Here is a 22,359-nt window from a genome sequence, read left to right as displayed (position 1 = left end):
TTTCACGCAAGAATATTTAGTCTTTTAACAATTACATACAGTGACAATGTTAAAAAAGACTGAGTTATTACAGCTGACCATGCGGCGCCTATACTTCCATAATAATAGGCTAAACAAGTACATAAAGTTAAATGGAATATAACGGCTATATTGAAAAGCCTCGCATTATATATTTGTTTATTATAAGCAATTAATACCTGAAATGCCGGAATATTTAAACCTACCACGAGCGGAAACCAACAAAGAATTTTCAATATAGCTACTGTTTGAATAGAATATTCACCTGTAGCAACATATACGAGATAGTCTGAAAATATAAACAGGCAACAACAAAAAACGGTGATGAGTAAAATAAATGGTACGTATATCTTTTTATAGAAAGATTTTAAGTGATTAACAGATTCGACTGCATATCTGCATACCACCGGAAACGTAGCTTGAGAATATATTGATAATAGCTGCCAAACAGAAAACGCAATTTTCTCACTTAGACTATAGAACCCGAGTATTTCATTTGACACAAAAAATCCAAGTATAATTATTGTTGAGTTACTAAATGCAATAGACGATATGTTAGAAATAAAGAAACTAAATCCATTATGTAACTCACCCTTTATCGTCTCTATTGTTTGCCATGTTAAGTCTATTTTATACTTTTTTATTGCGTATGTCATAGAAACTACGCCTGAAAATAAATTTGCCAGCCCATAAAACCCTACTACATATATATATTGGTCAGGATTTTTAATAAACAGATAAAGTAATAGTGTGAGAATAACCTTCGACAATATATTTAGCCAGGTTATATATTTCATTTCCTCAAGGCCCTGAAATAACCACGTTGGCAATGCGGCATTCCCAATTACATATATGATCCCAAACACATAAAGGTTTGAATGCTTGTTAAACTCAGGGATAATGATAGATGCTATTACTATTATTCCGGCTACAAGGAGAAATAAGTATATTTTTATTTGCAATACTGATGAGACAATAACTGATAGCTCTCTAGTGTATCCTTTTGCTAAAGCTACAGCTTTAGGTGCAGATAAATTAAAGCCATAATCAACAATTGTCGTCATGTATAACATTATATTGAGCGCATATGTGACAATACCAAACCGTTCGGCGCCAAGAATTTGAAATAAATATGGGTAAGTAATTAAAGGTATTATAAAATTAGTCAGCTGAACTAATCCTAAAGAAATCATATTCGCAGCAAGACCATTATGAAAAATAGCCTGCAGTTTCGACTTATATTTTATAGGATTTACAACCATTACTCTTTTTTCTGTATTACATTCTCGCTTCAACCATTTCCCTGGCTACATCCTGCATTGAGTAACGAGCTTCCCAATTCAGTTGTCTCTTAGCTTTTACGGGATTAGCATGCCCTTCTGCAATATCAGTTGGTCTGAATAATGATTGATCAATGTCAATATACTGCTCCCAGTTCAGATCAAGTGAAGTAAAAACAGCTTCAATAAAGTCCTTTAGTTTATTTGTCTTTCCTGTCGCGATAACATAATCGCCTGCATTGACTATATCCTGCTGTAGCATTAACCACATCGCTTCTACATAATCAGGGGCCCACCCCCAATCCCGCGCAATATCAATATTTCCTAACGTAAGGGTCTCTTTACTGCCTTTTGCAATACGGCAGGCAGTTGCAACTATTTTCTGTGTAACAAACCGTTCAGGCCGTAATGGAGACTCATGGTTAAACAGAATGCCTGTACTTGCATGTATCTGATAGGCTTCCCGATAGTTAGCTACTTGCCAATATGCAGCTGCTTTAGCAACACCATATGGGCTTCTCGGCCTGAATGGTGTTGTCTCATCAGCAGCTAACTGACCTGTATCACCAAAGCATTCACTAGACCCAGCGTTATAAAACCGAATCGGCAATTCACTAAATCGAATTGCTTCCAGTAAATTTAAAGTACCTACGCTGATGCTTTCAAGTGTTTCTACCGGCTGTTCAAATGATAATCCAACTGAGCTTTGTCCAGCCAGATTATATATCTCATCAGGTTTTATGCGCAGTATAGTCTGCAGCACGCTTCTGAAGTCATTGATACTTAGTGAAACTAATCTTATATCGTTTTTGATGCCCAGTCTGACAAGGTTTGTAAACGATGACATCTGAGCATCTCTTGAACCTCCATACACATCATATCCTTTCTTGAGAAGGAGCTGCGCTAAGTAAGCACCATCTTGTCCGGAAACGCCACAAATCAGTGCTTTGTTCATAATGTTTTTTTCTTGCTAAGCATGTAGCTCTTGATGAAACTCAGTAAAAGGCCAAGTATACAGCCTAGAAGTACCATGCCCATTACTATTAGTGTTCTATTAGGGCCACTTTTATGAAGGGGTATTTTTGCCGGTTCCAGTATTTTAAATACAGGGGTATTTTCCTGTATTTTTATTCTGGCCATTTCGAGCTGTTTAGACAGATTATTATACAGATCCTGAGCTAATAAGTATTCTGCCTGTAAACGTTGTTCTTCGATTTTAGCAACATTTGTATATAACCCTCTATTCCGGTCTCTGTATGCAGACAAGTTTAATTCAGCGACTTCATATCTTTTTTTTGCTGATTGTACTTGTTTAAGTAAAAAATCGACTTCTGCCCTCGCCTTTTCAGTTCTATAACCAGTAATATATGCGGTCAGGTATGCGAGCGTGTGCTGCGCAACATCAGCTGCAACAACAGGATCCTGCATGGTTGCTCCAACAGTTATTATCCCGCTTTTTTTATCGTATATTAAGCCAACCCGCTTCTGAATTTCCTGAATATGTATTTCCTTTTCTTTAGTCAGTTGTAAAATCCCGTTATTATGTACCTTAGAAACTAATATATTCTGATCATCTCCAGCAAAAATCCTACTAAAAATAACAGAAACCGGGTTTCCTTTTGCAGATGAGAGAAATGATTCTAACGATACCTTTACATTTTCTTTGTAGACTGTTTGCGTCAATAAATGCAACGAAAAAGGTACACTTTGAACAACTGTCGGATATAGATCAGGCCGGATAGCATCCGTTCCATTACTTAAACTCTCCAGATTGATACCTGCCAGACCGGCAAGCGACCCTAAATTGCTTAGCGTAGAATTAGACTTGGGTTGTAATTCAGGCATTACCATAATCTGTGAACTATACTCATTAGGTAACAGCAATGAATATCCTATACCGAATAACGCGCAAATCAATGTCATTAACGCGACAGTCAGCTTGCTTTTTTTCAAAAAGGATTTAATGTCACTCAAGTATATTTCGATAGTCTCATCATCTATTTGATTCAACCTACCAATGTTTTCACCCATGTTTTTTTTCTCCATGAGAGATTTACGTAAATCAATTTGATTTGCTTAATATATTAATCAGAATAGTAGCTGTAGTGGCAGCCAGCGTACCAACTAACGAAAGAATACCAACCCGCTCTGCCGGACTCATCCGGTTTTCCTGTAGTGGCTTGAACGGAACATTGATGATTGATCCAGGCTCCACTTTTGATCGCTGCCCAACCTGCTTACGCCCGCTCGGATATATGACATACGATTTGTTCTTGCGGGCATTCTCCGTATAACCTCCTGCCTGCGCCACATAATCACGGAAGCTGAATCCGCGCTCAAAGCTAACAGAAGATGGATTTAATACCGCTCCTTGTACCCGTACAATTTCTGATTTCCGTGGAATAAACAGCGAATCCCCGCTCTCCAGTAACAGATTTTGTTCTACACCGATGTCATCCAGAATTTTACGCAAATCCGTCGCTACCAGATCGCCGCGCCGTTTAAACTGTGCCCCCTGCAAATAGGCTTCCGGCTTTAGCCCGCCTGCTCTGCGGATAAGATCATTGATTCGTTCAGACCGGCCCACAATGGCATAGTTGCCACTATGCATAACTTCTCCGCCTATATATACCCGCTGCTGGTTCTCATAGTACGGTGCCGATCTCACATACAGAATATCAAACGGTTGTAAGGTAAATTCCGCTGGTGTAGCGCCATTTGTGTTGCTGCTTGAAATACCTAAAGCAGGATCCAGCGCAAATGAAAAAATTTCTACCGTAGGTCGGGCCCCTTTAGTACTCAATGTATCGGCACCGATACGTCGGGCTATCTCGATCCGCGACGGTGCAGCTCCTTCCTTAAAGCCACCAGCCATAGCAATCAGATCGGCAGCACTCAGATTGCGTACATAAAGAAATGAATCCGGCTTGTTGACCGCTCCTTCAATAATCACATAATACGTTTCCCGAAGATCCCGGATTGACTGAATAACAACACTGTCCTGCCGCTGCAACGGAATATCTGCAACCTCGCCTTTGAGCAATTTACTGACTGAAAACGAGATATTTTCAATATCCATATCCGTCCGCTCACGGAAAATCTGCGCCCGGTTCATAAAAGCGTCATTGCGTAACCCTTCAGCACGTTTGATTAACTCTCTCACTGTTGTCAGCCCCGGTTCAAGTGCATATTCACCTGGCCGCATCACTGCTCCTGTAATCTGGACCAGGTTTTCGTACCGGTTCAGAATTTTGCCAACGGTATATTTATCGCCCCGCTGTGGCACAAACCCGGCCAGCTGCTCTTCTGTAACGGTCAGTATTTTTCGTTCGCGCGATGTGTTCCGGCGTACGGTAAACGATGCCGTATACGCTTCATCGGTAAACCCGCCGGCAAAGCTCAGGGCTGTTTTCAGGTTTTCACCGGGCAACAATTCATAAATCGCCGGGCGGCGTACTTCGCCAATAAACTCTACCCGTGTCTCATAGTCTCCGACACGGATAACGTCCTGGTCCTGAAGCCGGATATTGTCTTTCTGGTCGGCACGCAGCAGGAAATCATAAAGATCAATGGTTCGTACGACCTTATTCCCCCGCAAAATATTGATCTTCCGGAAAGAGCCGGTTTCCGGATTTGGTCCGCCAGCCAGATATAACGCGTTAAAAGCTGATCCCAGCGATGAGATGGTATAGGTTCCGGGCCGTACGACTTCTCCGACAATCGTTACGCGGATGCTGCGGATATTGCCTAAAGTGACCGTGGCATAGGTGCCATTTGACCCAAGCCCCTGATAGGCCTGACGCAGTCGGCCGATAATCCGCTGCTCAGCCTGTTCAATTGTTAGTCCATTGACGACAACCGGGGCCAGCCCTTCCATCTTCACGGTTCCTTCCGGACTGACTTTCAGACGCATGTTGGCGACAGAGGCCCCATAGATATCAACCAGGATTTCATCGTCCGGCCCGACAATATAGCCCTTTGGCGTAGCCATACGCAGATTCGGCTCGAATGACAGGTTGGCATTCTGGAACAGCGATGCTCCGAAAACAACAGGCTTCTTAACCGTATCCAGACTAAACAAAGAGAGAGAATCTGACAGCACCCTGCGCGAAAGACCGCCTGGTAACGTTCTTACAATACCAGTATCTGGAACAGACTGACCGGTAGTACGGCTACCCTGCGTTCGGAGTTGAGTCATCCGGCGGCGCATTTTGGTAATATCGTCGAGTGTATATCCCTGCGACATAGCCGCTTGCTCAATCTGCATCTCTGTCAGACCACTGGCCTGTGCCCGCCGGTAAAATTCCAGCACCTGATCATCAGATAACTGATCTACCCGGGATACAGACTTTTGTTGTGCCAAAACCGCCGTTCCGGCTAGTAATATCCAGGTTACGATGGCGGCTTTCTTGCTATAAAGCCGGATATAGTAGGTATAAACTGACAATTTGTCGTGAGTAGTCATTTTCTATGGCCTTTGGGCCAACAATTGCAGGGCAAAAATAACGGAATAATCCTAAAATTTACGTTCCTGTTATTCAAAAGCCCGGACCAGGCCATAAATCGGTTAGGGTTAAGGGCTTGTAGTCCGGTTGTAATGAACTAATTTTGTATAAAAATGAATAAGTAGTGGTTGTTTACATGGGGTGATATCCGAGGCCGTTGCCGATTAGCCCATCGCTCACAACGATTACGAATCTCTGATCGCTAAACGAAATGATTAACCTCATCACGAAAAGTATAACCAAGCTATTCGGTACCAAGTCGGAGCGGGACATTAAGGAGCTGCTGCCGTACGTAGAAAAGGTCAATGCCGAATTTGCCCGGTTAAAAGAACTTTCCAATGACGAGCTGCGCGGTATTACAGCCAGTCTGAAAGAGCATATCGCGCAGGAATTGTCGGAAATTGATACCCAGGTGGCTGAGCTGCAGGAACAGATTTCCAGTCAGCCAGACATGGATGTCAATGACAAAGAGCAGATTTTCAACCAGATTGATAAGCTCGAAGCAGACCGCAACAAAGAGCTGGAGCGCGTATTGCTCGACATTCTGCCCCAAGCATTCGCCGTTGTGAAAGAAACGGCACGCCGGTTTACGGAAAACAACCAGCTCGAAGTAACAGCGACAGAGTTTGACCGTCAGCTTTCGTTCACCAAAAGTAATGTCCAGATTGAGGGCGATAAAGCGTATTGGGCTAACGAATGGAATGCCGCCGGTTCGCTCATTAAGTGGGATATGATCCACTACGATGTGCAGATTATCGGCGGTGTCGTACTGCATCAGGGCAAAATTGCCGAGATGGCTACCGGTGAAGGTAAAACACTTGTTTCGACCTTCCCTTCATTCCTGAATGCGCTGGGCGGCCGGGGTGTCCACCTCGTAACGGTCAACGATTACCTGGCTAAACGTGACTCGGAATGGATGGCTCCGCTGTTTGAATTCCACGGCCTGAGCGTTGACTGTATCGATAAACATCAGCCAAACTCAGAAGCCCGTAAAAACGCATATCGTGCCGACATTACGTACGGTACCAACAACGAATTCGGCTTTGATTACCTGCGCGATAACATGGCCCGGACACCGGACGAACTCGTACAGCGTAAACACCATTTCGCTATGGTTGATGAGGTTGACTCCGTGCTGGTCGATGACGCCCGGACGCCTCTGATCATTTCGGGGCCCGTACCTCGCGGCGATGAGCAGGAGTATATTGAGCTGAAACCACGGGTCTCGCGGGTTGTAGAAGCCCAGCGCAAACTGGTTTATGATTTACTGAACGAAGCCAAGAAAAAAATTGCGGCCGGCGATGAGAAAGAGGGTGGTCTTGCCCTGTTCCGTGCTCACCGCGGGTTACCGAAACATAAGCCACTCATTAAGTTTCTGAGTGAAACCGGTATGAAGGCCCTGTTGCAGAAAACAGAGTCGATCTACCTGGCCGAAAACCAGAAGCTGATGCCGGAGGCAGACAAACCGCTTTACTTCACCATCGATGAGCGGCATAACAGCATTGATCTTACTGAAAAAGGGATTGACTTCATCACCGGTACGGGCGAAGACCCTAATTTCTTTATCCTGCCGGATTTATCAGTTGATCTGAATGTACTCGATAAAAGTGCAGAGTATACCGATCAGGAAAAACTGCTCCGCAAGGAAGCCGTTATCCGCGACTACTCGGTAAAAACCCAGCGCATCAACACCGTTAACCAGCTCTTGAAAGCCTATAGTCTATTCGAACGCGATGTTGACTATGTGATCATGGACGGGAAGATCAAGATCGTTGATGAGCAAACCGGTCGTATCATGGAAGGCCGTCGCTGGTCAGACGGTTTACATCAGGCGGTTGAAGCCAAAGAAGGGGTAAAGGTAGAGGATGCCACGCAGACCTACGCCACCGTTACGCTCCAGAACTATTTCCGGATGTACCACAAACTGGCAGGGATGACCGGTACGGCCGAAACAGAAGCCGCCGAACTCTGGCAGATCTACAAACTGGATGTAGTGGCGATCCCGACCAACAAGTCAATCGTTCGTAAAGATCAGGAAGATAAGGTATATCGGTCGGTACGTGAAAAATATAACGCGGTTGTAGAAGAGATTTCGAGCCTGGTGAGCATTGGCCGCCCCGTACTGGTTGGTACAACCTCTGTTGAAAACTCAGAGTTACTCAGCCGTTTGCTGACATTGCGCAAGATTCCTCATCAGGTCCTGAACGCCAAGCAGCACCAGCGCGAGGCCGAAATCGTGGCCGAAGCCGGTAAGCCGGGTACGGTAACGATTGCGACTAACATGGCCGGTCGTGGTACGGATATTAAGCTGACGCCTGAGTCGAAAGCAGCCGGTGGTCTGGCCATTATCGGTACCGAACGTCACGAATCCCGCCGCGTTGACCGCCAGCTGCGTGGTCGTGCCGGACGTCAGGGTGATCCGGGAACCTCCCAGTTCTTCGTATCGCTGGAAGACAGTCTGATGCGTTTGTTCGGCTCCGACCGGATCGCCCGGGTGATGGACCGTATGGGCCTTGAAGAAGGCGAAGTGATCCAGCACTCTATGATTACGAAATCGATCGAGCGGGCGCAGAAGAAAGTAGAAGAAAACAACTTCGGCATCCGGAAGCGCCTGCTGGAATATGATGACGTAATGAACTATCAGCGGGAGGCGATTTACAAACGTCGCCGGAACGCCCTGTTCGGGGAGCGTCTGCCGCTTGATATTGCCAACACCATGTATGACGTGGTGGAAGAAATTGTCAACAACGCCGAAGGCAATTTCGAAGAAATTCAGCTCCAGTTGCTGACTACACTTGGCCTGCCAACGACCATGACACAGGAGCAGTTCCTGAAACTTAAGAAGCAGGATCAGGTACGCCGGTTGTATGACGAGGCAGAAGCACATTACCAGGATAAAAACCACGCTATCGCCGATAAGGCCCTGCCGGTCCTGACACAGGTTCTGGAACAACAAGGCCAGTTTATCCGCAACATTGTGGTTCCGTTTACCGATGGTATGCACGAACTACAGGTTGTCAGCGATCTGCGCGAAGCTGTAGCCTCAGATGGCCGTCTGTTGGTAAAAGAGATGGAAAAATCAGTGACGCTGGCCATTATCGATCAGGAGTGGAAAGAACACCTGCGCGAAATGGACGACCTGAAGCAATCGGTACAAAACGCTGTATTTGAGCAAAAAGACCCGTTACTGGTATACAAATTCGAATCCATCGAACTCTTCAAGCGGTTTATCAACAAGGTAAATTTCGATACGATCAGTTTCCTGTCGAAAGCCGATATTCCGGCCCAGGAGGCGCAGGAAGTGGAGCAGGAAATCCGTCAGGCACCAGCCCAGCGTTTTTCTGAACCACAACCGGAACTCCATACGAATATGGAAGATTTCGACGACGATCACCTGGCCAGCGGCCCGGAAGAATACGCCCGCCGGATGGCGGAACAGCAGACGGCTCCGAAGCAGGCACCTGTCCGTTCGCAGAAAATTGCGAACCGCAACGAGCGGGTGAATGTGCAGTATCAGGACGGCCGCGTGAAGCGTGATGTGAAGTACAAACTCGTTGAAAATGACTTACTGAGCGGCAAAGCGGTTCTGATCGACTAAGCCGAACTTAGCATCTGTTTTCTTTGTATATTAGTGGTGGTACAGCTCCGGATCGGATCGTACCACCACTTTTTTTTAACACCGTTGTTCAGAACTATTGTCTTCTATGCCTATGCGACTCCTGCTTGGGTTGGTGGTACTGGCGGGGCTGCTCCTGCCCTCGGCCACGCAACAGGCAAATACCATTTCATTAAAACCGGAATCCGTTTCATTTACGCCGACCGAATATTATATCGCGGAGGTAATTGATCAGCGTGCGGGTAAATCAGGCATCGGCCGCTGGGCAACTGCCCCGAATCAACCGGTCTCAGCCGTTAACCTGACCGGCGGAGCTGCCGCCGGTATTCAGCAGTTTATTCAGAAAAGCCTGCGGACGAATACGAAGCTGCGGCCTATTGCCATCCACCTGACCGATCTCCAGTTAACCGAAAACGCTCCGCAGAACCGGCCTTTTACAGAAGGGCAGCTAAGCTTCGGCGTTATATTTTATTACAAACGGAATGAAGATCAGTATAGCACCCCGGCCAAACTGACCGAGTTCAGGACATCCGCCCGTTACTCACGGCCGCTTTCCCAGCCCGGTGTTGTTGAGCAAAGTATCCGCCAAAGCATTGTGGCGTCGCTCAAATATTTTAACGATTTTATGAACCGGGAAGCCAAACGCGATGAACGGCTTGCCAAAGACATCAAAGTTACTTTCACGGAATATGTGCAGAACCGCACCGGTAGTGATACGGTCTTTTATTCCCCAGAGCGACCTGTTGCCTGGAACGACTTTCAGGCAACGCCACGGGCCACCAGCCGGTTTGCGGCCGAAATTAACCCGAATTTTGCCTATATAGGCCGCAGCAGCGTTGAGAACGGGGTTGTTACGGTCAACCTGCTGATGAAGGTATATATGCTTAAAAGCGGCTCATGGGCCCGTGAAGTAGCTAAAAATGCCTATAGCCTCAACCATGAGCAACGGCATTTCGATATTGCCAAAATTGTGGCCGAGAAGTTTAAACGGAAAATTATTCCCGACAGTCTTACGGTTGAAGATTATAACAGCATCATCCAGTACCAGTTTATCGAGTCGTACCGTGAAATGAGTAAACTACAGGAACAGTATGACGGCGAAACCAACCACGGCCTGAATCAGGGCGCACAGGAACGCTGGAATCAGTGGGTCGAAGGCGAGCTGAAAAAGTATGGCATCCGGAAATAGGATTTTGCTGGTGAGTCCGGCACATGCGGCAACTGACCCACGGATTATGTACAAGTATGTGCCGGTACTGGCCCGGCAAGCCACCGTCCGCTGCCTGCTGACCGGTCCTGGCCCCGAAACGCTTCCGCCCGCCTGTACATATATCCGCTTAAGGCGTTTTGCCTGGTTAGGCTGGCGGATTCTGCTCATTCACCCGGTTATTGCCTGGCATATCGTTCGGTTCCGGCCCCGAACGATCCACATCTTTATGCCCGAACTGCTTCCACTGGCTCTTTGCTGCCGGCTCTTTGGCATCCGGGTGATGTATGACATACAGGAAAACCTGCGGCTGAAATTTCACCTGAAACCGCGTAATAACCACTGGCTGTTCCGGAACGCATTTGAGGTATTTGACCTGATGGCACGGCGCAGCTGCTACTGCATTTTTACCGAAGACAGTTACCTGACCGAGTATAGCCATCTCCGCTATCCACCGGCTGTCATCCATAATTATCCGGCACTTTCGTATATACACCCGTTTTCAACACAACTGCCGGACCCGTCTTATCGCAATGATTTTGCTTACATCGGCTTGTTATCCCCGGAACGCGGACTGGATACTATGATTGAGGCGCTGGCTATACTTAAACCCGTATTTCCTTCTGTCCGGCTTCACCTGTTTGGCCGTCTTACGGTCTCTCAGACCCAATTAGAAACGATAAGCGGGTATTATGAGGTTGCGGAGCAGCTGATTTTCTACGGTCCGACGGACCATATACGAGCCTTCCCGGTGATCGCTTCCTGCTGTGCCGGCCTCGCTGTGCTGAAGCCTGTCGGGGATTACCCACTCTCCTATCCCTGCAAACTGTTTGAGTATATGGCGCTGGCTATTCCGGTCATCGCCTCTGATTTTCCCCTTTACCGGTCTATCATCGAACCGGCCAATGGCGGGCTATGTGTACCACCGGCTAACGCCCGGGCACTTGCAGAAAGCATGAATTACCTGCTTCAGTATCGTTCTAACACAATATTATTTGGAAAACAGGGACAAAAGGCGGTTGAAGAGCAATATAATTGGGAAAGTGAAGGTGAAAAACTTTTCCAATTATATTTTAATTTAACTAAACCATGATTTTTTATCATTGTTCTTATTTTCAATACCATACCGTCTGTGAAATATTTAACTTTCGGCCTTAAACGGTTTCGCCCTTATTTATTGGCGTATGTACATTCATGCAGTTAGCCATTATCTGCCTACGCAGGTAGTTGGTAACGAACACTTTACTAATTTAAACGGTCTGTCGAACGAGTGGATAATCGAGCGCACCGGCATTGAGCAGCGGCGTAAGGCAGCACCTGACGAAAATACGAATTCAATGGCGGTCGATGTGGTCCGCCTATTACAGGATAAAGTTGATCTTTCCGGCGTTGACTTAATCGTTGGGGCTACCTATACCCCGCACGATACGATTGTTACGTTGGCCCACGTGGTACAAAACCATCTGGCCATTCCGGAAATTCCGGTTGTTTCGATTTCGTCGGCTTGTTCTTCGCTTCTGAATGCGATAGAAATTGTTGAAGGCTATTTTGCGATGAACAAGGCTACGCGTGCGCTGGTCGTTGTATCAGAACATAATACCGCCTATAATAATGAACAGGACACGATTTCAGGCCATTTATGGGGCGATGGTGCAGCCGCACTGATGATCACTAAAACCCGCCAGAGCGAAAGCGATTTATACATCCGCTACCTGCTGACCGGCGGAGCGGCCCACACCGGCAAAGCAACGATGGCCGTGGTACTTAAGCCACTGGAAAAAGGAGTAATCATGCCGGCCGGGCGTGACGTATTCATCAACGCCTGCCTGTATATGCCTAAAGCAACGCAGCAAGTGTTATACAAATGCGGCATGACGCTGGCTGATGTAGACTACGTATTACCGCATCAAGCCAACCTGCGGATCTCCCGTAATGTAATGCAAACACTCGGTTTGCCTGAGGAAAAACTGATTTCAAATATTGAACGGCTGGGAAACACAGGCTGTGCGGGCTGCGCCATCGCCATGTCTGAGCGATGGGAAACCTTTAAGAAAGGGGAGCGTATTATTGTGACGGTGTTTGGCGGCGGCTACTCATACGGTGCTATGCTTGTCGAAGTCTGATCCGGACGCATAAGGGCAAAATAAAAAGGAGAAACGGGACACAAAGCACCGTTTCTCCTTTTTGTTAGTATGCTATTTCCGCGAATTACTGCGCTTCTGCTTTCCAGACGTTATTTTTAGGATTGATATCCGGCAACTTCTCATCAGGATCGATAGTAACTGTACGGATGGCTGAGGTCGTATTCGCTTTGAATGTCCAGGTGCCACCGCGTTGCCATACTTCGACCGGCAGGCTCAGCCGCTGCTTCTTGCCGTTCGACTCCTGAATTTCAATCTGGACCGGCATCGCCATTTTTTCCAGATTTTCGATACTGATGAATGCCCCTTTCTCGGCGGCTCCCTCTACATACCGAACATCTTTTACCGCCTGGTCCAGCTTCCAGGTCTCGTAATAATACCCTTTCCAGAACCAGCCAAGGTCTTCTCCGGCAGCATCTTCGATAGTGCGGAAGAAATCATACGGGGTCGGGTGCTTGAATGCCCAACGCTGCATGTAGGTACGGAACGCGTAATCAAAACGGTCCGGTCCTAATACAACATCACGCAGCATTTTCAGGCCCATACCCGGCTTATAATAGGCCAGGATACCAAGATTACGTGCCTGCTGCACGTCCGGAATGGTCATGATCGGCTCCACCGGACTAAACAGTGCCGGTGCAATGTCGTGCATACTCCCGCGTTCCCGGTAATACTCCCCGTTATTGAAGTTTGCCGTCGACAGCACATTGATGAACGTATTGAACCCTTCGTCCATCCACGGAAATTTACGCTCGTTGTTGCCAATAATCATCGGGAACCAGTTGTGGCCGAATTCGTGGTCGGTTACTCCCCAAAGCGCATCTTTCTTGTCGCGGTGATCGCAGAAGATGATACCCGGATACTCCATCCCGCCCACAATACCGGCTACGTTTGTTGCCACCGGATAACTAAACTCAAACAGGTATTTCGAATAGAACTCAACACACCCTTTGACATATTCGGTCGACCGGTTCCAGGAATCCTGCGTAGCACTTTCGGCCGGGTATACCGACTGGCCGAGAATCGTTTTTCCGCTTGGCAGGTTGATTTTAGCCGCATCCCACACAAACGCCTTAGACGATGCCCAGGCCACGTCGCGGGTATTGATACAGCGGAAGCGCCACGTAAGCGTTCCCGACGTTTTCGGACGTGTATTCTGATTGGTTACCTCATCCTTGCTGCGGATAATTACGGTCTTGTCGCTCTTCCGGGCTTGCTCCAACCGCTTAATCTGTTCGGCGGTCAGTACCTCTGTCGGGTTGAGCAACTCACCCGAGCCCACCACAATGTGGTCCCACGGCACCGTAATGGCATATTCAAAATCGCCGTATTCCAGATAAAACTCGCCTGCGCCCAGATAAGGCAGCACGTTCCAGCCTTCAATATCGTCATAGACGCACATGCGCGGATACCATTGCGCCACCTCGTAAATGATACCGTCTTTGCGGGTTAACTTACCCATCCGGTCAGAACCATATTCCGGAATCGGGAATGAATAGGCGATTTTGAGTTTTACGGTTTCACCGGCCTTAACGGGTTCCGCCAGACGCACCTGCATCCGTGTATCCGTAATGATATGCGGTGTAGCATTGAATTTACCTTTTTGTTCAACCGCCACACTGGTTACGGCAACGCCTCCTTTGAAATCCGTATTCCCAAAACGGCCACCGGTTACGGGCGTCGTTTTAGTCGCCCGTGATGTATCAGCAAAGGCATTCTGATCGAGTTGTAACCACAAAAACGGCAACGATTCGGGTGAGTTGTTCCGGTAGGTAATTTCTACTTCACCCTTAATCGTATTCTGTGGCTCGTCGAGTGTCACATTGATTTTATAGTCGGCTTTATTCTGCCAGTAACGGGGGCCCGGTGCGCCGCTACCCGTACGATAATCATTACCGGGCTGCATGTTAAACAACGGGTGAAACAGTTCCTTAGGGTCATACTTCGACCCGCTGCCTGGTGCGGTCGACTGAGCAACAGCCTCTAAGCCACTACCCATTAAGCTCATGGCCAGGAGTCCTATCCAGATGCTTTGTTTGTTCATGAAATCAGTGTTACAATTAATTAATACGCTCCATCTATGCAATGGATAATGAAAAACGAATAATCGATAGTCATTTTACAGTCTCCATTATTCCTTCACCTATACCAGTGCTTCGAACAGAATCTCGGCGGGGTGTTTGGCTTTCCGGCTGGTTCCGTCCTTGATCTGGTGCCGGCAACTGGTTCCCGGCGCGGCGATAATTACATCTTCCGGCTGCTGACGAACGGTCGGGAACAGCACCAGTTCACCGATTTTCATCGAAATTTCGTAGTGCTCCGCTTCGTAACCAAACGATCCAGCCATCCCGCAACAACCCGACGGAATCAGTTGCACCGTATAATTTTTCGGCAACGACAGTGCCTTTTTCCCTGGCACTAAAGACGATACCGCTTTTTGCTGGCAGTGGCCATGTAACTTTATTAACCGGTTTTCGGTCGTAAACTGTTCTGGCCGAATCCGTTTGGCATCCAGTTCACGGGCGACAAACTCCTCAAAGGTCAGGGCCAGTTTAGCCAGCCGGCGGGTAGCCTCTACCAGCGACTCATCGACCAGATCCGGGTATTCGTCCCGGAATGTGAGGATAGTTGATGGCTCCAATCCTACTAACGGTGTTTCTTCCGAAATGATATCTTTCAGTACAGTAACGTTGTGTTCGGCCAGTTTCTTTGCCTGCTTCAATAAGCCTTTTGATAACGCTGCCCGGCCGCTCTCGCCATGTTCAGGGATTACGACTTCGTAGCCCAGACGTTCAAACAGCTTAATGGCTTTTTCGCCAACTTCCGGATCGTTGAAGTTGGTAAACTCATCACAGAACAGGTAGATTTTCCCAGCCGGTTTACGGCTCAGTGATTTGCCTTTATTTTTTTGCCACCAGCGCTTTACGGTGGTGGTTGCCATCGACGGCATGGTCCGGTCGGGGTGAAAACCGACGACGCGATTGGCAACCCGCCGCAGGGCAGGCGTTCCCATTACCCCATTCCATGCCCACGGAACCAGCGAGGCAAGGTTAGACAAAGACGCAAAATTGGCAATCAGGCGCGAGCGCACCGGAACGCCGTTGGTATCGTAGTAATGTTGCAGGAACTCAGCCTTCAGCTTGGCCACATCGACGTTAGACGGACATTCGGCCTTACAGCCTTTGCATGACAGACACAGGTCATACACCTCCTTGATTTCCTCGTGATCGAAGCGGTTATCCTTATCGGAGCGGGTCAGCATCTCACGCAGGATGTTGGCCCGGGCCCGTGTTGTGTCCTTTTCATTGCGGGTAGCCATATAGCTCGGGCACATCGTTCCGCCCGACACATGCGTTTTCCGGCAATCGCCCGAACCGTTGCACTGCTCAGCATGTTGCAGTACATCCTGGTTATAGTACCGGAAATAGGTCTGGAATACCGGCGTTTGCTGGCCCGCTTCATACCGCAGAAACGTATCCATGGGCGGCGTTTCAACAATTTTCCCCGGATTAAAAATACCGTACGGGTCCCACGTATGTTTCAGCTGACGCATCAGCTCATAATTTTTCTGCCCGACCATCTGCGGAATAAACTCACCCCGCAAGCGGCCATCACCATGTTCACCCGACAGTGAACCGTCGTATTTTTTTACCAGCGTGGCAATTTCTTCGGCAATCAGGCGGTACTGCCGGTGGCCTTCTTCGGTCTTGAGGTTGATAATTGGCCGGAGGTGGATTTCGCCCGAGCCCGCGTGCGCGTAATGTACAGACGACATGTTATGCTTCTTCAGAATCTCGTTGAAGTCGCGGATATAGTCCGGCAGGTCGCGCACATCAACGGCGGTATCCTCAATAACAGCCACCGCTTTTTCGTCGCCCGGCAGGTTGCCCAGCAGTCCGAGACCCGCTTTACGGAGGGTCCATATTTTCTTGCTGTCGTCGCCGAACAGGAGCGGGAAATGATAGCCCATATGCTGCGCCCGCATCTCAGCTTCCATCTCAATGGCCAGACGCTGGATTTCGGCACGGTCCTCGCGCGACAGGTCAACAACGAGGATAATCGGGAAATGGCCCGTTGGTGTCCGTTGCACGAAGAAGCTGTTTTTCCGTTGCTCCGCGTTCGTATCAGCTTGTGCCAGGATAATATCGTCGATCAGCTCGACAGCAAACGGCTTATATTTCAGGGCAATCAACGTGGCCCGCAACGCCTCATCCACCGAGTGGCAGTGTACGCATACCAGCCCTGATTCCTTGGGCGGCAACGGGATAACGTTCAGTTTAATTTCGGTCAGCAAACAGAGTGTTCCTTCTGAACCGGCGATTAGTTTACAGAAATTGAACGGCTCACCACCCTCCGTAAACGGTTCGCAATCCAGTAGCATATCCAGGGCATAACCGGTATTCCGGCGCTCAATGGATTTTTTCGGAAAATTCCGCCGGATTTCCTCCTGATTTTCGGGAGATGACAGAATTTCGCTGGTATTCAGGTAAATACGGTCAAGAAGCGTAGCACTGCCGTTTTTCTGAGCCGCCTGTTTTACCTGCTCATGAAATACCGGCGCTTCAAGCGTGCTGAACTCAACCTCGGCGCCATCAGCCAGAATCGCCTTAACCGATAACAGGTGTTCACGGGTAGAGCCATAAACGACCGAGTTGGAGCCACAGGAATTGTTGCCCACCATCCCGCCAATCATGGCCCGGTTGGCTGTCGACGTTTCCGGACCGAAGTAAAGGCCATGCGGTTTAAGGAACATATTCAGTTCATCACGCACAACCCCCGGCTGTACGCGCACCCATCGTTCTTCCGCATTAAACGCAAGGATTTTGTTAAAATTACGGGAGACATCGACTACAATACCGTTGCCAACCACCTGCCCTGCCAGCGACGTGCCGGCAGTTCGTGGAATGAGTGACGTTTTGTGCTCGCGCGCAAACGAAATCAGCTTTTTGAGGTCATCGACCGTTTTAGGTACAGCCACAGCCAGTGGCATTTCGCGGTAGGCAGACGCGTCGGTTGCGTAGAGGGTCCGCATCGTGCGGTCGGTAAATACTTCGCCCTCTAGTTGTCCGGCAAACTGCCGTAACGTTTCGACATTAATCATGCGATGGGAGGTACCATAATGCAAAAGCTCACGGGTAGCTTTCACCGTTTGAGGTAATTGATTTTAGGATGCGAAAGTTACAACTATTTTTCGGGGCTTGGGATTTTTAGGCACAACAAAGCCGGTAGATTGGCCGAAAGCATGCACCGGCAGCTGATGAATCGAGGAGACATAAAGAAGAAATATGAAGTAGGTCAGGGACCTACCCCTATTTTACCTAACCTTAACAACTTAAATGATTGGTGTGTAAACGCTATTTGCTGACAGTTCCTGATTCTGCCATACCGGCTTGTGGATGTCCGTTTAAAACGGGCTGAGGTCCTTGTCCGGCTGTATCCATCGTGATTTCCGGGCTTCCTGCGGTTAATGGCCTGCCCTGTTCAGGTATCGTAAAAAGCGAAAGCATTAGTCCCAGAGCAACAATCGCTTCTGCCCCCGGAATCCATCGCCAGTAAATAGTATAAACCGGTAACAGCGTATATGTCAATTGCATACTGAGGATTGTAGCAACCGAAAACAGGATGATTGTTTTTGAACGGAAACTCACGGGTACGACCTCCATTACATATACTGGTAAGCTCACAATCGTACCGCCCAGACAAACCCCGCCGGCACCAATAAAAAAAGCGAGCAGATACAAATCCGGAGCCAGGCTGCAGCCAATGGCCGTGATCAGATATAAGGCAGTAACCCAAACCAGTGTCTTCCAGTGTCCTGTCCGTTTTGAAAACTGCCAGCTTAACAGAACACCCATTAGAAATCCGGATATAGTCAGGCTACTAAACAGGTATTCACTAACACGATCTATTGTAAAGGGCAACCGGAACCATCTGTTTATCCCGCATAGGATTGCCAGTTTGTATCCAAACAGTAAGCCTCCCCATGAAACAATAAGTGCCCTAAAAAACATTTTTCTTTAATTCATATGACCCGATACAAAAATAGAGCGGCCGTTTCTGTGTATAATTTAACGCCGTCTCAAAATAGTTTAATTTTATTACATCATACATTGGCCTACTTCCGTTATAACGCTAAGCAACAAAGGGAAAAGCATATACGTTGTTACCAGATTGATTGGTAAAATTCTGCTATCAAGTAAACTGTTAATTGAGTAATCACTTATTTCTTACACTACACTTTTCAAAAAATCAGCTATTTATATGCTGTAAATCTTCATTTTTATTTCACTGTGCTTTAATTTTTTTGCACAAACTGTACAAAATGTTTATACTTTTTGTAGATTACATTTTATCTTACGCCCTTTTCGTAACCTGTAATCTTATCGGTATTCCGTTCTTGAAGAATATGTACCCAGCCATCTGCTACTATATCCGTAAGTTCATACCTTTCATCCGGATCCTGCCGCTGTTACTTCTATATATAAGTACAGGTTGTAAAGAAACAAATCCGGAAGAAAACGAATACATTATAGGCTTTTCTCAATGTACAGCGGGAGATACGTGGCGCAAATCCATGCAGGAAGGGATGGAACGTGAAGTTAGTTTTTACCCGAATCTTACGCTTATTCACCGGAATGCACACGAAAACAGTAAACTCCAGATTCAGCAAATCCGCGAACTGGTGAATGCCGGTGTTAATCTGCTTATTATTTCACCGAACGAAGCGATACCGATTACACCCATTGTTGAGGAACTATATAATAAAGGTATACCGGTCGTTATTCTTGACCGGCAAACAACCTCGAAAAAGTATACGGCTTACGTTGGATCCAATAACCTTGAGATCGGACGGGCGGCCGGCCATTATATCAATACCTTATTAAAGGGCAATGGAAAGGTACTGGAAATTTTAGGTACCAGCGGTGCTTCGCCGACACGGGACCGGCATGCCGGATTCGTGGAATCGATTGCCCAGTCTCCCGGTATACAGCTGATTGATAAATTTCACGGTGACTGGGAGCAAGAGTATGTACTCAAGCAACTGCCGGCGATGCTGGCCAAGCATCCTGATATTGATCTGATCTATGCTCACAACGACCGGATGGCGTTGGGTGCATACAAGGTTTGCAAACAGGCAGGACTGGAGCAAAAAATCAAATTTATAGGAGTTGATGGCCTGGCAGGACCGAATGGCGGCATTGACCTGGTTGAAAAGGGTATTATTAATGCAACCATGCTCTATCCGACCGGTGGCGAAGAAGCGATTCGTACCGCACTCAGAATTTTACGCAAACAGCCGTTTAGCAAAGAGAATATACTGGAGACCATGGTAATTAATCCGGCTAATGTCCATAGCCTGAAAGTGCAGTCAGATAAAATTCTTAGCCAGCAGCAGGACATTACCCGGCAGCAAATACGTCTTCAGGAACAAAGTAATCTTTATCACAATCAGCGAATTGTGTTATATATCCTGGTATTCCTGCTGATTGGCGCCATTATCCTCGCCACCATTGTCTTTATCAGTTTACGGGAAAACCGGGCCATCAATGCCAAACTCGAAGCCCAGAATCAGGAAATTCTGTCGCAACGAAATCAGATTCTTGACATGGCCGAACGGCTCCGGGAAAGTACAGAGGCCAAACTCCGGTTCTTTACGAATTTTTCACACGAGCTCCGGACGCCGCTTACGTTGATTTTAGGGCCAATCGAAGATATCCTGACGAATAAAAACGTCTCCCCCGGTAATCAGAGGAAAGACCTGGAGCTTGTTCGTAAGAATGCGCAGCAGTTGTTGCATCTGGTTAACCTGCTAATGGATTTCCGGAAAATTGAAGTTGGCAAAATGCCGTTACGGGTAGCGCAGTATGACATTGTCTGGTTTGTTCAGGAGATCATGAATGTCTTTAAAAACATAGCCCGTCAACGGCGTATCACCTATCGTCTAACCAGCTCTGCGCCTGGCATTGCAGTCTGGTTTGATGCCAACCTGCTGGATAAAGTCTTTTACAACCTGCTGGCAAATGCGTTTAAATACACTACTGATGGTGGCCAGATCCTGCTGCATGTCAGTCTGGACGACAGTAACGAATCGGTTTTGATAACCGTTGAGGATGACGGCCAGGGCATTAGCCAGGAAGAGCAGCAGCATATTTTTGAATGGTTTTACCAGGGCAATACCTCCGTTGGAGGTACAGGTATCGGCCTGGCCCTGTCGCATGAGCTGGTACAGATGCACCATGGCAATCTGAGTGTCCGGAGTGAAGTTGGTAACGGCTGCACATTTACTGTACGCCTGCCATTAACTCAACCGGATAAAACAGCGGATAGTCTGCCGGTTGAGCCAAGCTGGACGCCTTCAGCTTTTTCACCGCCCACATTCGATCAGGCTCCTTTATTCGAATACACTACCAGCATGCCCTCTTTGCCACCGCCTAATGCCGAAGCAACCGTACTGGTTATTGAAGACAATGCCGACCTGCGTGCCTTCCTGGTCAGCAAATTACAACCACATTTTCAGGTTCTGGAAGCGGCAGACGGCAATACAGGGGTGACCATGGCCTTCGAGAATCTGCCGGATATTGTCGTATGTGATGTGGTTATTCCAGGTCAATCCGGTATTCAGGTAGTTAATCAGTTAAAAAATGACTGGCGTACCTCACACATTCCGGCTGTCATGCTGACCGCCAGGAACACGCCGGAACAGATTATTGAAGGGGTGCAGTCGGGAGCGGATCTGTATATCATGAAGCCTTTTAATCCAATTTATCTGATTGAAAGTATGAAAACGCTCCTGCGTAGCCGCGAACGCATCCGCGATCACTTCCGGCGGGAGTTATCACTGGACACGGCAACCCTTGCCCCGCAACGTACCGACCGTAAGTTTGTAGATGACCTGACAGCAGTTATTGAACAGAATATTGCCAACTCAGAACTTACTGTCGATGGCATTGCGCAGGCAATTGGTTTGTCGCGTATGCAGCTTTACCGGAAGTCAAAAGCCTTGCTCGGTTGCGGTGTTATGGATTATCTGCAGAACATCAGACTTACAAAAGCCCGTCAGCTCCTGCTTCGTCAGAACACAACAATTGCGGAAGTAGCCTATGAAGTAGGCTTTTCATCGTCTACCTACTTTGCAACAGCTTTCAAGCAGAAGTATAACATTTCCCCATCTGAGTTCAAGAATTTACACACTCCTTCACAAAATTAAGAGTATAAACAGCACAGTTCTCCCTTTGTCAGATTACCTCGAATCAACGTATATTTCAACTTTATAATATCTTTTTATCATATATACGTGTAAATTTAACATTTCTTAACACAGAATTAAGCAATTGTAAATATCCAAATTGGCAGGCTTAAATTGTACTTTTCAAGTAACATACTGTTACAAAACTTAAGCTCTCGCAACTTTTTTAAATGTCGTTACGGACAAATTAAATCCATAAATAGTACAAATATCTATCTTTTAAGCGCTTTCCCTTTTTTACAAGCGCGAAACAAACTTTAATTATTTTGGGATAAGTTTTAACAAATTGAGGAGCAATTCGGCTACCTTTGCATCATGATCAATGTTGTTTTTTGATCATTTTAT

At 47.3% G+C, this 22,359-nt stretch carries 12 protein-coding genes; 5 read left to right on the top strand and 7 right to left on the bottom strand.

The window, feature by feature from the left end:
- Positions 1-2: 2 nt before the first annotated feature.
- Genes BLX24_RS24710 through BLX24_RS24695 form a run of 4 tightly spaced genes read right to left on the bottom strand, consistent with a single transcriptional unit; the run spans position 3 to position 5,763 of the window.
- Positions 3-1,280: a flippase gene (locus BLX24_RS24710; protein ID WP_071505900.1), complete on the bottom strand. Its 1,278-nt coding sequence runs from the start codon at positions 1,278-1,280 to the stop codon at positions 3-5.
- 16 nt (positions 1,281-1,296) lie between these two features.
- Positions 1,297-2,253: a GDP-mannose 4,6-dehydratase gene (locus BLX24_RS24705; RefSeq protein ID WP_071505899.1), complete on the bottom strand. Its 957-nt coding sequence runs from the start codon at positions 2,251-2,253 to the stop codon at positions 1,297-1,299.
- A complete protein-coding gene (locus tag BLX24_RS24700; protein ID WP_071505898.1) occupies positions 2,250-3,344 on the bottom strand; it encodes a Wzz/FepE/Etk N-terminal domain-containing protein in 1,095 nt (364 codons plus the stop codon). The genes BLX24_RS24705 and BLX24_RS24700 overlap by 4 nt, the downstream gene beginning before the upstream one ends.
- Before the next feature lie 16 nt (positions 3,345-3,360).
- Positions 3,361-5,763, bottom strand: a complete 2,403-nt coding sequence (locus tag BLX24_RS24695; RefSeq protein ID WP_071505897.1) for an SLBB domain-containing protein — start codon at positions 5,761-5,763, stop codon at positions 3,361-3,363.
- 251 nt (positions 5,764-6,014) lie between these two features.
- Here BLX24_RS24695 and secA point away from each other — a divergent pair, with 251 nt between their 5' ends.
- The 4 genes from secA (at position 6,015) to BLX24_RS24675 (ending at position 12,749) form a co-directional block, all read left to right on the top strand.
- Complete coding sequence (secA, locus tag BLX24_RS24690; RefSeq protein ID WP_071505896.1) at positions 6,015-9,401, top strand: preprotein translocase subunit SecA; 3,387 nt, start codon at positions 6,015-6,017, stop codon at positions 9,399-9,401.
- A 112-nt stretch (positions 9,402-9,513) separates the two neighbouring features.
- Positions 9,514-10,608, top strand: coding sequence for a hypothetical protein (locus BLX24_RS24685; protein WP_071505895.1), 1,095 nt, complete (start codon positions 9,514-9,516; stop codon positions 10,606-10,608).
- Positions 10,592-11,719 (top strand): glycosyltransferase, encoded by a 1,128-nt coding sequence (locus BLX24_RS24680; RefSeq protein ID WP_071505894.1) that lies wholly within the window; start codon positions 10,592-10,594, stop codon positions 11,717-11,719. The genes BLX24_RS24685 and BLX24_RS24680 overlap by 17 nt, the downstream gene beginning before the upstream one ends.
- Positions 11,720-11,810: 91 nt before the next feature.
- Positions 11,811-12,749: a 3-oxoacyl-ACP synthase III family protein gene (locus BLX24_RS24675; RefSeq protein ID WP_071505893.1), complete on the top strand. Its 939-nt coding sequence runs from the start codon at positions 11,811-11,813 to the stop codon at positions 12,747-12,749.
- Between the two features lie 85 nt (positions 12,750-12,834).
- Here BLX24_RS24675 and BLX24_RS24670 read toward each other — a convergent pair whose 3' ends face one another.
- The 3 genes from BLX24_RS24670 to BLX24_RS24660 form a co-directional block, all read right to left on the bottom strand.
- A complete protein-coding gene (locus tag BLX24_RS24670) occupies positions 12,835-14,811 on the bottom strand; it encodes a M1 family metallopeptidase (RefSeq protein ID WP_071505892.1) in 1,977 nt (658 codons plus the stop codon).
- Positions 14,812-14,910: 99 nt separating this feature from the next.
- The gene (locus BLX24_RS24665) at positions 14,911-17,868 is read right to left on the bottom strand and encodes an FAD-binding and (Fe-S)-binding domain-containing protein (RefSeq protein WP_071505891.1); all 2,958 of its coding nucleotides are present in this window, start codon (positions 17,866-17,868) and stop codon (positions 14,911-14,913) included.
- 253 nt (positions 17,869-18,121) lie between these two features.
- A complete protein-coding gene (locus tag BLX24_RS24660; protein ID WP_143092796.1) occupies positions 18,122-18,778 on the bottom strand; it encodes an MFS transporter in 657 nt (218 codons plus the stop codon).
- Positions 18,779-19,185: 407 nt separating this feature from the next.
- On the opposite strand from BLX24_RS24660, the gene BLX24_RS24655 reads away from it, so the two are divergent.
- Positions 19,186-21,975 carry a substrate-binding domain-containing protein gene (locus BLX24_RS24655; protein WP_374755017.1) on the top strand — a complete coding sequence of 930 codons (2,790 nt, stop codon included), beginning with the start codon at positions 19,186-19,188 and terminating at the stop codon, positions 21,973-21,975.
- Positions 21,976-22,359: the final 384 nt, after the last annotated feature.

The sequence above is a fragment of the Arsenicibacter rosenii genome (assembly GCF_001870735.1).
Lineage (GTDB): Bacteria > Bacteroidota > Bacteroidia > Cytophagales > Spirosomataceae > Arsenicibacter > Arsenicibacter rosenii.
The sequence above is the reverse complement of the archived record's forward strand: the minus strand, read 5'-3'. Positions and strand labels throughout refer to the sequence as shown.